Here is a 12,924-nt window from a genome sequence, read left to right on the forward strand (position 1 = left end):
CCACCGCCCGGTGCCGCTCCGACCGTTGTCCACAGGCACGATCAGGCGTCCTTGCGGTTCCACCGGAACGTGAGCAGGCAGGCCACCGTGCCCAGGACCAGCCATCCGACCATGACGAGCGTGCCCAGGAGGAGCTGCCACGAGCCTCCCGGCTCAGCGGACGCGAACGCGTCGGGCAGGAAGACGGACCGCATGCCAGACGCCATCCACCGCAGGGGGAAGACGGACGCGACGTTCTGCAGCCAGCTCGGCAGCTGCGTGAAGGGGAGGTAGACGCCCGAGATGAACTGCAGCACCAGCACGATCGGGACGATCGTGGCGGTGGCGCGGCGGCCCTCCCGGGGGAGTGCGGAGATCGCGATGCCGAGGACGCAGCTGGTGGCGATGCCCAGGATCATGATGCCGGCGAAGCGGGCCCAGAGGGCCGGGTCGGTGGGCAGGTCGACACCGAAGACCAGGCTGGCGATCGCCAGCAGCAGGGCGGTCTGGATGACGGTCGTCACCAGGACCATGCCGATCTTGCCGACGAAGTAGCTCAGGACCGGCAGGGGTGTGCCGCCCAGTCGCTTGAGTGTGCCGTCGCTGCGCTCGCCGGCGATGTCGACGCCGAGGGACTGGGTGCCCGACAGCAGGATGCCCGTCGCGACCAGACCCGGCAGGTAGTAGGTCGCGTAGTCGACGCTGACGTTCGGGCCGGCCTGGATGTCTGCGGCGCTGCTGAAGGCGACCGAGAACAGGGACAGCATGATGATCGGGAACAGGAACGTGAAGAACACCGAGTCCGGTGCGCGGAAGTACGAGCGGATCTCGTAGCTGATGCGGGCGGCGCCCGTGGTCATCGCGGTCATCGTGTGCTCACCATCTCGAGGTAGACCGTCTCGAGGGAGGGGCGGATGACCTCGAGGTCGTGCATCGGTTCCGTGCTGCTGCGGATCAGTCGTGCGGCGTCGTCGGTGCGCTCCTCGTGCTCGGCACCCGAGTCGTCGCGCCAGCGGATGCGGGGTGTGCGGGCCTCGGGGCCGCCGAGCTCGTCGATCGGGGCGATGTCGAGCAGCCGGCCGTCGGCGATGACCGCCGCCCGGTCGGCGAGCTGCGCGGCCTCGTCGAGGTAGTGCGTGGTCAGGAGGATCGTCGTGCCCTCGGCCTGCACCTGGCGGAGCAGGTCCCAGAACTGGCGCCGGGCCTCCGGGTCGAAGCCGGTGGTCGGCTCGTCGAGGAACAGGACCTCGGGGCGGCCGATGATGCCGAGCGCGACGTCGACGCGGCGGCGCTGGCCGCCGGACAGACGCGCGACGCGGGTGGTGCGCTGGGACTCGAGCCCCACGGCTGCGATCAGTTCGTCGACGTCGCGGTGCCGGGGGTAGAGCTTGGCGAAGTGGACCAGCTGCTCGACGACCGTGACGTTCGGGGACTCGCCGCTGGTCTGCAGGACCATGCCGACGCGGGCGTTGTGGCTGCGGCTGGCCTTCGCCGGGTCGTGGCCGAGGACGCTGACGTCGCCGGACGTGCGGGAGCGGTAGCCCTCGAGGATCTCGACGGTGGTGGACTTTCCGGCGCCGTTCGGGCCGAGGAGGGCGAAGGTCTCGCCGGCCTCGATCGAGAAGCTCACGTCGTCGACGGCGACCTTGCCGGTGGCGTACTGCTTGCTGAGGTGACGGACCTCGATGGCGGGGGTGTCGGGCATGGGTCCAGCCTGGCCGGGTTGCGGGTGCGGGGGATCGGTGGGGGCGGTGGAGGTGGGTCCTCCGATCGGGGGATGTGACCGACACGACAATGGGCGCCGGACGCGCGGAGCCGCGGGACCTCCGCAGGGGCGGACTGGAGGCTCGGTGCACGACCGGCACCGAGCCTCCAGTCCGGCTGTCGCCGCTCAGGCGAGCCGCGTCGAGGCAATCCCACCGTCGACGTCGATCGTGCCGCCCGTGACGAACGCGGCCTGGTCGGAGACGACCCACCGGACGGCGCGCGCGATGTCGACCGGCTGCACCGGCCGCCCGGCCGGCGTGCCCTGCGTCATCGCCGCGAGGACCTCGGCCGAGTCCGCGTTGCCCGGCGTCGCCGTCGCGCCCGGCGCGACGGTCACGACTCGGATCCCGCGGTGCCCGTACTCGGCGGCCCAGGCCCGGGTGAGCTGCTCGACCGCGGCCTTCGTCGCGGGGTAGAGGGCCATGAACGGGACGCCGACGCGCGCCATCCACGAGCCGATGTTCACGATGTGGCCGCTTCCGCGCTCCGTCATGCCGGGAGCGAGTGCAGCGACGAGGACGTGGGGCGCCCGGATGTTCGTCGCGAGCAGGGCGTCGACGGTGTCGTCGGACAGCGACTCGGTCGGGCCGCCGGGGTAGAGCCCGGCGTTGTTCACGAGGACGTCGACGCGGCCTCCGAGCTGGTCGAGCGCCTCTGCCGCGAAGGCCCGGACCTCCGCGGCGCTGGCGGAGAGGTCGGCCGTGAGCGCAACGGCCCGGCCGCCCTGGCGCTCGATGTCGGCGGCGACCGCTCGGGTGCGCTCTTCGTTGCGGCCGTGGACGGCGACGGTCAGGCCGTCGGCGGCGAGTTCGCGGGCGATTGCTTCACCGATGCCGCTCGAGGCGCCGGTCACCAGGGCGGTGCGGGGGGTGGTCTGGGTGTTCGGTGCTGTGGTCATGTGTCGATGTTCCGGCCGTCGGCGGGTGCGCACCTTGCCCGGATCCGCGAGGACCTTGCCGGATCCCGCGCCGGCGCACCGAGCCGCTCATCGCGACGATGAACGGTGGGTAGGTTGGCGACATGGACGACCGGACCGCGCAGCACCTGGACCGTGCGGCGGCGATCGCGTCGGCGCACGCGGCCGTGGTCGGCAGCGACCACCACGCTGCGGTCGCCCGCATCGGATCGGCGCACCACGCTGAGACCCTGGGCCTGACCGTGTCGCGGGTGCACGAGCCGACCGGACTCTTCGACCGGCGGTACGTGCCGTCACTGTCGGTCGTGTTGCGCGGGCGGAAGCGCTCGATCGTCGGGGACGATGACCAGGTGTGGGGCCGCGAGCGGTTCATCATCACGCCCGTGGACCTGCCCGTCGTCGCCGGGGTGGTCGACACGGCGGGGGAGGACGGCTTCGTCTCGGCGGTGTGGCGGCTCGACCCGGCCGTCGTCGGCGAGGTCGTCGCGTCGATGTCCGTGCCCGCCGTTGCCCTGGCGGCGCGGGTACCGCGCCTCGGGAGCTGGACGGAGCCCCTCGCAGATGCGTTCGCACGGCTGCTCGGGCTGCTCGACGCGCCGGAGGACATCCCGGTGCTGTTCCCCCTTGTCTCGCGGGAGATCGTGTTGCGGCTGCTGCAGACCTCGCAGGCGCCGCGGATCATGGCGGCGCTCGACGGGACCGGTCCCTCGGTGGTGGCCGGAGCCACGGCGCTCCTGACCGGGCGGATGGAGGAGCCTTGGTCGATGGACCGGCTCGCGCGGACGCTGCGGGTGAGTGAGTCGACGCTGTTCGCCCGGTTCAAGGAGGCCACGGGCATGACGCCGGCGCAGTACCTCAAGAAGACGCGGTTGGCGGAGGCGCGGCGGCGGATGGTCGTGCACGGGGACACCGCGGCGCGGGCTGCGGCTGCGGTGGGGTTCCGGAGTGCGTCGCACTTCTCGCGGGATTACCGGGAGGCGTACGGGCGGCCGCCGGCCTCCGATGCAGTGGTGACGCGGGCGCAGTTGGCGTTGGCGACGGCGGTGTAGGCGCGGGGGTGGGACGGACGGGAGGCGCGGGCGGGCTGGTGACGGTCCTCCAGTCCGATGGATGGGTCAGACGCTAATTCACCATGCGGGCAGACCTTCGCGCTGAAGGTCCCTTTGCCGGCTGGCCGGTCAGCCCGACACGATGATCTGCTCCGGCTCGGTGCGGGGCGTCGTCGGCATGGCCGCGAGCCGCTGTCGCTCCTCAGCCAGCACCTGCGCGACGAGCCTCGAGTCGGAGACGTCCACTGCCTGAGCGGATGAGGTCGCTGTCTCGCTCACCGCTGCGAAGTCCTCGAAGGTCTGCGCCTTGCGGGCCAGCATCCGCACGAGCGCCGCATCGACGCCGTCCTCCGACAGCAACCGGTGGACCTGTACCGAATGGAGCTGTCCCATCCGCCGAGACCGAGCGATCGCCTGCCACTCCGTTGTCGGTTTGAGCTGTGGTTCGCAGATGATGACGACCGACGCCGCCTGGATGTTGAGGCCGACCCCGCCCGCCTCGATCTGTGCCACCAGGACGGAACCCGGAGGGGCCGCCGCGAACTCGTCGACGAGGTCCTGCCGGGCCGATGCCGGGGTGCTACCGGTCAGGGGACCGAACACGATCCCGCCCACTGCTCGCTTCGCGACGTCGAGCACCGCGCGGTAGTACGAGAAGACGAGCACCTTGCGGTCGTTGGCTCGTGCTTCCTCGACGATCTCGACGAGTGAAGCGACCTTGCTCGACTCGGCACCGCCGGTCATCGCGAGCTGTCGCATGGTGTGGAAGTCGCCGGCCTCGACGGCAGCCGCGTGCACACGCGCCTCCGCGTCGGTCAGGTCAGTCCACTCGTCGACCTCGACGAGTCCGGGGAGCTCCGTGAGGACGTCCTCTTGCCTCCGGCGCAGGTACACCGGTGCGATCTGCTTCCGGAAGCGCAGCGGACTGTCGTCTGACTGGTCGACGACGAGGTCAGGCCGGATGTGGTCGATCAACACGCGGAACTCGTCGACGCGGTTCTCGAGTGGCGTGCCGGACATGAGGATCGCACGGTCTGCGCGACGGAGAAGTGTCCGTGCGTTCATGGTTCGCTTCGCATCGGGATTCTTGACGTAGTGCGCCTCATCGACGACCACCGAAGCGAGCCGCAGGTCATCCGGCGTTCGGGTGCGGAGCCACTCGAGGGTCTCGTAGGTGGTCACGCCGATACCGCCCTCGTCGATCCAGTGCCGGAGGCCGAGCAAGCGCGCCGGTCCGTGCAGTCTGAACGCCCGGACGTCGGTGTGTCGTTCGGCCTCGCGAACCCAGTTCGCGACGACGGCGGCAGGGCAGATGACCAAGAAGTGTGGCGTCCGACCCGGCGTGGTGCCGACGATGTGGGCGATTGTCGCAAGGGCCTCGACTGTCTTACCGAGTCCCATTTCATCGCCGATGACGACTCGCTTCTGGACGAGCGCGAAGGCCGCGGCGAACCGTTGGTACCCGCGGAGCGAGGCGGAGAGTCGGGACGTGTCGAGGCTGAACGCCTCCACCTGAGCGATCAGGTCGTCGCCGAGGTCTCCGCGTGCCGCTGCTCCCGACGGCTTCGTCAGACCGGCTTCGTCGAGCAGCGCGAAGAACGACGCTGGCCGCTGCAGGAAGTCCTGCCAGGGGTCCCCGACCGGTGCGAGGGTGCTCGCGGCGATCCGCTGCCTCCTCCGCCACGCGTCCTCGGCGATGGAGATGACCCGCTGCACGAGGTCACCCGCGTCACGCCCGCTCTGCCCGGGCAGGACGAGCGCCATCGATGCGCCGCGTGCCACCATCGTCGCGACCGGCTGGAGCGCGTCGATCAGCACCTGCTCGCGCGGCCCGACCAGCGTCTTCGCCGCCTCCCATGTCTGCAAGGCAGCCACGAGTCGGAGCGTCTGGTCGTCGCGACGCTGGACGTCGATCCGAACGACCGCGTCTTCTCGAGCGGCAGACGCGAGCGCCTGAGCGGCCCCGTTGATGCGCGCCGCCGTGACCTCGCCGACCCCGCTGAACTGGCCCGGGAACACGGGGTGTCGGAGTACCGCCCCGACGGTCGAGACCCCGGCATCGCGGAGTGCGGTCAGGCGGAGCTGATCACCGGTCGCCTCGCGCAGACGATCGATGTCCATGTCGGCAAGGGCGTCCTGGGCGGCCGCGTCGCGCTGCACCCGTCCGGCTTCGACGACGTCGGCGTGTGCTGCGCGTTCCCGGGCGACAGCGTCTGCCAGCCCGGCCACGACGGCGGGCACGTCACCGAATGCATCGAGGAAGAGCGGAGCGCCATCGCTGAGGTCGGGCGCTGCCGTGGCGAGGGGACCCCGCGAATCGGCCAGTGCCTCCAGCGGGACGACGGGACGCGCCGCGTCGCGGTCATCGACGGCACGGAGCTGACCCGTCGCGCCGGTGCGATCGATCCACTCGAGCGTTCGGTCGAGGAACTCGTCCGCTCGCGCCGCCGTCTCGCGGCGGACGCGACCCGCGAAGATCGCGGCGAACCCGGAACCGCGGCGGACGTCGTCGAGGGCCCTCGGGACGTCTTCGGACAGCGTCCGAATCAGTGAGTCCGTCTGCGGTCCGGTCGTCGGCAGAGCAGCGGCGCGGACGAGGTCGGTCGCGAGCGTGGTGTCCGAGGGACCGAGTGGGACCACTCCCGCTCGTTCTCCATCGAGGTCGACCGTCACCCTTCGCTGTCGGAGGGTTGCAAGCGCAGAATCGGCAGCCGATCTCACAGCGGCGCGGTGCAGGAGCACGCCCTCCGCAGCCTGCCGGAGGCCGTCGATGCGCTCCCGCCCAGCCTTGTCGGTCATCTCAGTCCTTCCGATTGTTCGTACCGAGTGCTCCGACCCACAGCCCGTCACGCGCTCGGGTCATCCCGACGTACAGCTCGCGACGGTCGAGCTCGCGGCGCTCGCGGGCGGCCACGGACTCGGTGTCGGGAGCATCGGCGAGCAGCTTGGCGGGGACGTGCGGCAGCAGGACCTGCTTGAACTCCAGGCCCTTCGCCCGCTTGATGGTCCCGACGCGGACCATGTCCGAGCTCTTGCCGGCGTAGTGCTTCAGAGACACGGACGGCACATTGGCGGCATCGAGCACCGCCTTCACCTTGTCGGCCTGCGGGTTCGTCGCCGTGAGGATGCCGACGTCGCCGCGACCGGTCCCGACCAGCCGGAGGACTTCCTCGACGCGCGCCAGCAGTGCGGCGTCGTGTTCGGTGCGGTCTGTGAAGCGGTGGATCCCCGGCGTCGGACCCGATCGGGTCACCGCCGAGACCGCGTCACCGGCACCGTCGACGCCCTCGATGTCGACGAACTGGTCGTCCGCGACCATCTGCTTGGCGAAGTCCAGGATCTCGGCGGTGTTGCGGTGATTGACGTCGAGGACCACTCCGCGTCCGGCGAGGCTGATGCCGACCTCGCCGAGCGTGTACCCACCCGGGTAGATCGTCTGCTGGCCGTCGCCGATGAGGGTCAGGCCGTCCGCCCGGTCGCCGACCAGCGAATGCAGCAGCGAGACCATCGCGCAGGACAGGTCCTGTGCCTCGTCGACGATGACGGCGTCGTAGCGCTCGAGTGGTTGTTGACGGACCGCGTCGCGAGCGAGCAGGACGACGTCCTCGAAGTCGCAGACGCGTCGCTCGCGCAGGTTGGATGAGTACGCCTCGTACAGGTCCCACACCGCCTGACGGATCTCGACGGGCAGCGCGTGCTTCCGTCCGACGCGTGCCAGGTCGGCGTACTGGTCGAAGTGCGTCAGCCCGCGCCCCTTGATGACGTGTGCGATCTCTTCCTCCCAGTAGCGGCGCGTGAAGCGCGACGCGCGCAGTGGACTGGAGGCTCCGATCACGTTCCACGCATCGGCGAACGCGCGCTGGGCCTCCAGGGCGTCGACGCGGAACGCGACGCCGCGTTCCTTCAAGAGGCGACTCGCGAAGGCGTGGACGTTGACGAAGTCGACGCGGCCCACCATGTCGGGTGCGAGGCGCTCGAGCAGCGACTCGAGCACCGCCGGGAGGGTGCGGATGTAAGTGGTGAAGAGGACGCGGCCGCCGGTCGCGCGTGCGAGGTACGCGGCGCGGTGCAGACCGACGACGGTCTTGCCGGTGCCGGCGGCGCCTCGGATGCGTGCCGGTCCGTTGAAGTTGCGGCGGATCAGCTTCGCCTGGCTCGGGTCGAGGAAGGCCATCCACTCTTCGATCGGCGCGTCGAGGACGCCGTCGAGCAGAAGGTCCTGGAGCTCCTCGGTCTCGATGAGCGGATCGGGCTCGCGGGGGAGGACCGTTGCCGGGACGACGACCTGCACCGGTACTTGCTGGTCCTCGTCGATGACGGGGAAGTGGGCGAGCACGGCGGCGAGGAGTTCGTCGACACGTACCGGCGACAGGCGCCGGCCCCGCTTGGTGATGTGCGCGATGAGGTCGTGGACGCCCACGACGTCGACCGACGCGACCTCGGCGTGCACCTTCCTCTGACCGGCGAGGGCGACGACCGCGTGGACCTCGCCCGGAGGGAGGCCGATCTCCGCCAGAGCAGCCTCGGTCTTCCACGCCAGGTCAGCGAGGTTGGCGATGTCGTCCGTCACGTCCTCCTGGCCGCGGGTGATGCGGCCCTCGTGGACGGCGACGTCACGCCAGGCCTTCGTGTCGACGATGAAGACGCCTGCGCTGCCGACGACGACCATGTCGACCTGGGCTGTCTTGCTGCCGGGCCAGCGGCGGTCGGCGAGGAGGTGGTAGCCGATTCCGGCCAGGGGAGCGAGGATCTTGGCGGTCTCGCTCTCGGTGCGGTGAGCGAGCTCGAAGCGGCCGGCACGGGCTTCGGCTTCGTCGGCCTGTCGTCGGAGTTCGTGGGCTCGGCCGCGTTGGCGGCGGGCTTCGACGCGTGCTGAGTCGCCGGCGATGGTCATCGTGTGGGGTCCCCCTCGGCCGGGCGCCTCCCTCGGGTGTCCGGTCGTGAACCATCCTCCTGGTTGCGCCGGGCTTGGTGCGATCACCCGTTCTGGGGTCCTAGGGTCCGAATGTCCGACTCTCAACGAAGTCTCGCACCCGATCGGGATCGATGGGCGCTCGACTCCGGAGGAGGTCGTCGACCAGCACCCCGTCGACGCGGTCGTAGATCGAAATTCGCGATAGTCGAACGACACCGTCAACGGCTGCCCTGTCCTTCAGGGCGTCGTACAACGCACGTTGTTTCCAACGGGGTGCGCCGTTGCCATCGAATACCCAGTGCGGTTGAGCTGGGCCGAACATCCGTTCCGCCGAGGGGTTGGTCCAACGCCGCCCACCCGTGCCAGATCGAACCTCTTGCGTTGTAGCGAAGTCGATGTAGGCGGCCGTCCAAGGCAACGTGATGGCGCCGGGCGCCTTGAGAGTGGCCGCTCGATAGCGGTTGAAGTGCATGTCCTCATCCAGTTCAACGACCACGTCCGCATAGGCGAAGTCCCAAGATCCAGGACGGAGTTCTGGGTGCTCGAGGAGGCCGCCGAGTCTGCGGTAGAGGTCGAGGACGGCGGCTTGCGAACTTTCGGGAAGGTCGATAGTCCTCAGCCGACGAGGGACCGGGGCAGGTTGCAGCCCCGCAGCCCGCAGCGCTCGATCGAGTAACGCGGCACGGGCACCGGTCTTCGTCATCGGCTGGCTTTCTCGATTGCGACCGTCGTCGGGGGACGCCGAGCCGACATGGCCGCGGTTCTCACCTCTTGCCGAATCGCTGACGCAGTTCTTCGAGCACTCGCCGCTCGCGCGCATTGAAGTCGCCGTCGACACTGGCAACCGCTTCTGCCGCGGCGATCAGGTCGCTCATGTCGCCTGCCTCAGCATCGAGCCGGTCCCAGACATCCTGCTGAGTGAGTTCGATGACTTCCGCCAGCTCGGAATCGACGACGTCGTGGTCGGTCCGTACGGTGCGCACGACGTGTCGCATCAGCTGTGTCTCGTCGTCCGAACTCTTGCCGTCGGCATTGATCATCAGCCATGTGACCCACAGGAGCAGCTGCGGATGCTTCGTACTCTTGCTCAGCGATGAAGCCATTTGGAGGATGCGCGCATCGTTCCGGAACACGGCTCTTGCGTGTCGACCAGCAACGAGCGTTGTGTATCGGTTCAAGAGGACTGCGAGCGGAACCCCGACCAGGGGTATGCCGATCTTGATGATGTTGCGCTGAAGGAGGAACTTCCCGACGAAGGGCAGACCCTTCACTGCCTTCAACGCCGGTCCTTTGATGAATGCCCTCACCAGCGGTCGCACTGCCGCTGGGACCACTTTGAGTGCTCCGTCTTTAGCGAGCTCGCCGCCCTTGATGGTGAACGCGACTCGGATGAGCTTCCAGAGATCATCTGGGTCGTTGATGTCGATGGGAACGCGGTAGAGAACCGAGATGTCGTACGCAAGTCGGAGCTGCAGCTGCGTGAGGAAGGCCACGTCAACGAGCACCGTCGCAACTGCGGCCGGCACTGTCAGCGGCGAAGCACCGCCCACGGTTCCGATCGTCGTCGCGACCGCGCCTGTGTACGCGCCGGCCGACAACCCGCCCTCCAACGCCGCGTAGTTCGCGGCCATCTTGATGCGCTGCTCCACGATCGCGTCGACTGGCACACCCTCGTAGCGCTCCTGGAAGTACGCGGCATTGACCTTCGTCGTGTACGAGGTCAGAGCATGCGCGATGAGCTTCGTGAACCACCCGCCGGTCTTGACGTCATCGCCCGTCAGCCCACGGACGAAGGACCGGAGGTCCTCCTGCTCGCTCTCGACTACGGCCTTCGTGGCGGCGTCGTCATCGACGGCGTCGGTACGGGTCGTTGCATCGGCCAAGGCGTGCTCCTCTCGCAGGGTGCGGATCGTTCATCTCGCGAACTCGCAGCGGGTCAGCGAGCTCCTGTTGGCCGAAGCGTATGTGTACCCTGAGCTTTCCGCAGCTTGAACACGCGCTCATGCGCGACCACGCAGCACTCCTGCGCTCGTGGTCTCCCGCTGCGATCCAGCCGCTCGCCCCATATGTAGAGATGAGCGCAGATCGACGATGAGGTGGACCGGCCGTGACCCGTACCGAGAACCGACTTGAGCGTCTACGAGCAGCGCTGCAGTACTTGGCGGAGCGCGGATCAGGTCGACGGGTCGAAGTGTGGGAGCACGTCGAGTCCCTGGTCCCGCTCGGTGACGAGGAGCGCGAGCTCAACACTGACGGGCAGCCTGCGGGACAATCGGACTTCCTCTGGGGTACGACCGCGTTGGTCCACGCGGGCTTCATGGAGAAGCCGCGTCGGGGGGAGTGGACGGTGACGGAGGCTGGGCGAGCGGTAGTTCGACCCGAGGTGACGCTGGATGAGTTCTCTCGTGAGCTCTCGGAGCGTCGACGTTCGTTCCAGCGGGCGCAACGCGACGACCTCGACCTCCGGTTGCGATCCGAGATCGTCCCGCCCGACAACCGTGCCGCGGTCATCCGCGCGACCGAACAGCTCTTCGTCGAACGTGGTCTCCGTGACCTGGACTCCGTGTTCGCGCCCGGACGGGCGGTCTGGCGAGCGGAAGTGGCGGCGGAGCTCCGATCCGTGTTCCTGGGTCAGCCGGAGATCGCGGGCGACGACTTCTTGTCAAAGTTGACCAACCAATTCGCGCATGCGAGTGACGATGCTCGGCTGTTGATGGCGGAGGTCATCTGCTGGCAGATCCTTCCGCTCCAGACGCCAGGCGAGCGGAGGAAGCGTGAGCGTGTCACCGCTCTGCTCGGATTGATGGAGCACCCGGTGACGATCCCGGCCGAGATCGACGGCGCTTTCCGTTCCTGGTCCTTCAACCCCGGAACCGGGATGTCGGTGCAGCTCTACCGAGCGCTGTCGATCGTCGTCGAAGCGGTCGTGCAATGGATTGGCCTGCCCGCTGAGCAACGCGATCGGGCGCTCGATGAGCCGTGGGCGTGGCGTGACTTCGTGCGAGGTCTTCCAGGCGCTTCCTTCCCGACGCAGCGGAATGAACTGCTCTACCTCGTTCACCCAGGCGTGTTCGGCGAAGTCGTTTCCGGAGAAAACCGCGTCGCGATCCGTGAAGCCTTCGTCGGCGAAATCGAAGGGCAGATGGAGGAAGACCCCGACGCCGCCTTCCAACAGATCACCATCGCGCTGCAGCAGAAGGTGAAGGGCCCGGCGCTGTTCTACGTCGAGCCCCTCGCCTCCCGGTGGCAGAAGCGGGACCAACTCGGCCCGACAATCCCGGATCCGCCAGTCGAGCCACCCGAGCCAAATCGATCGGTTTTCCCGCGCGCGGACCTCGAGCTCGCCGACGGACTTCACATGACACTCCCGTGGTTGCAGGCGTCCCTCGACCTCATCGAGCGCCGCAAGCAGGTGATCCTCTACGGTCCTCCCGGCACCGGCAAGACGTTCCTCGCGCAGGCCCTCTCGAAGCACGTGACGGACGGAACCGACGGCGAGACCACCATCGTCCAGTTCCACCCGACCTACTCGTACGAGGACTTCTTCGAGGGCTTCCGCCCCGTCGCCAACGACGACAGCGGCAACCTCGCCTTCACCCTGCGGAAGGGTCCGCTCCGCCGCCTCGCTGACGCCGCTGCAGCCAACCCCGAGGCGAACTACTTCCTGGTCATCGATGAGATCAACCGCGGCAACATCGCGAAGGTCTTCGGCGAGCTGTACTTCCTGTTGGAGTACCGCGACAGCGAGATCTCCCTGCTCTACAGCGACGAGCCGTTCACCCTGCCGAGCAACATCTTCGTCATCGGCACGATGAACACCGCCGACCGCTCGATCGCGATGCTGGACGCCGCGATGCGGCGCCGGTTCGCGTTCATCGAGCTGCACCCGGAACGCGAGCCCGTGCAGAACGTGCTGTCACGCTGGGCGGCGACCAAAGGCCTCCAGGACGACCGCGCTGACCTGCTGACGCGACTCAACGCGCAGATCCAGGACCACGACGCCAAGGTCGGTCCCTCGTTCCTGATGCGCGACCTGGGTGTGACGGGTCTGCGGGACGTGTGGCGGTACGAGATCCTGCCGCTCCTGGCGGAGCACCACTACGGCGAAGGCGTCGACCTGGAGGCTCGATACGGCTTGACGGCGCTGCGGCGCCAAGCGACGTCCTCCGTTGCTGACGGGACCGAAGGTGCTTCCGTCGACGATTGAGCTGCGGGAGGCGGACCAGCCGGTGGTGCACCGGCTGCCTCGGGCGGTGGCCGTCGGGCTTGCGGCGGCGAACATCGCGACTGTCGCTCCG

Annotated in this window: 9 protein-coding genes; 2 read left to right on the top strand and 7 right to left on the bottom strand. The window is 68.7% G+C overall.

Annotated elements, in window-relative coordinates:
• Nucleotides 1–41: 41 nt before the first annotated feature.
• The 3 genes from DEJ13_RS06270 to DEJ13_RS06280 form a co-directional block, all read right to left on the bottom strand.
• On the bottom strand, nt 42–839 hold the full coding sequence (locus DEJ13_RS06270; protein WP_082518230.1) for an ABC transporter permease: 798 nt from the start codon (nt 837–839) through the stop codon (nt 42–44).
• A gap of 5 nt (nt 840–844) precedes the next feature.
• A complete protein-coding gene (locus tag DEJ13_RS06275) occupies nt 845–1,684 on the bottom strand; it encodes an ABC transporter ATP-binding protein (RefSeq protein ID WP_111108252.1) in 840 nt (279 codons plus the stop codon).
• 186 nt (nt 1,685–1,870) lie between these two features.
• Nucleotides 1,871–2,644, bottom strand: a complete 774-nt coding sequence (locus DEJ13_RS06280) for an SDR family NAD(P)-dependent oxidoreductase (protein ID WP_111106675.1) — start codon at nt 2,642–2,644, stop codon at nt 1,871–1,873.
• A gap of 122 nt (nt 2,645–2,766) precedes the next feature.
• Here DEJ13_RS06280 and DEJ13_RS06285 point away from each other — a divergent pair, with 122 nt between their 5' ends.
• Nucleotides 2,767–3,711 carry an AraC family transcriptional regulator gene (locus tag DEJ13_RS06285; protein WP_111106676.1) on the top strand — a complete coding sequence of 315 codons (945 nt, stop codon included), beginning with the start codon at nt 2,767–2,769 and terminating at the stop codon, nt 3,709–3,711.
• A 129-nt stretch (nt 3,712–3,840) separates the two neighbouring features.
• On the opposite strand, the gene DEJ13_RS06290 is transcribed toward DEJ13_RS06285, so the two are convergent.
• The 4 genes from DEJ13_RS06290 to DEJ13_RS06305 form a co-directional block, all read right to left on the bottom strand.
• Nucleotides 3,841–6,510 carry a DEAD/DEAH box helicase gene (locus tag DEJ13_RS06290; protein ID WP_111106677.1) on the bottom strand — a complete coding sequence of 890 codons (2,670 nt, stop codon included), beginning with the start codon at nt 6,508–6,510 and terminating at the stop codon, nt 3,841–3,843.
• A 1-nt stretch (nt 6,511) separates the two neighbouring features.
• The gene (locus DEJ13_RS06295) at nt 6,512–8,605 is read right to left on the bottom strand and encodes a nuclease-related domain-containing DEAD/DEAH box helicase (protein ID WP_111106678.1); all 2,094 of its coding nucleotides are present in this window, start codon (nt 8,603–8,605) and stop codon (nt 6,512–6,514) included.
• 100 nt (nt 8,606–8,705) lie between these two features.
• Nucleotides 8,706–9,329 (bottom strand): DUF7255 family protein, encoded by a 624-nt coding sequence (locus DEJ13_RS06300; protein WP_220037570.1) that lies wholly within the window; start codon nt 9,327–9,329, stop codon nt 8,706–8,708.
• A 61-nt stretch (nt 9,330–9,390) separates the two neighbouring features.
• Nucleotides 9,391–10,509, bottom strand: coding sequence for a hypothetical protein (locus tag DEJ13_RS06305; RefSeq protein WP_111106680.1), 1,119 nt, complete (start codon nt 10,507–10,509; stop codon nt 9,391–9,393).
• A gap of 224 nt (nt 10,510–10,733) precedes the next feature.
• Here DEJ13_RS06305 and DEJ13_RS06310 point away from each other — a divergent pair, with 224 nt between their 5' ends.
• Nucleotides 10,734–12,833: an AAA family ATPase gene (locus tag DEJ13_RS06310; protein WP_111106681.1), complete on the top strand. Its 2,100-nt coding sequence runs from the start codon at nt 10,734–10,736 to the stop codon at nt 12,831–12,833.
• The last annotated feature ends 91 nt before the right edge of the window (nt 12,834–12,924 follow it).

Source organism: Curtobacterium sp. MCLR17_007 (genome assembly GCF_003234655.2).
Lineage (GTDB): Bacteria > Actinomycetota > Actinomycetes > Actinomycetales > Microbacteriaceae > Curtobacterium.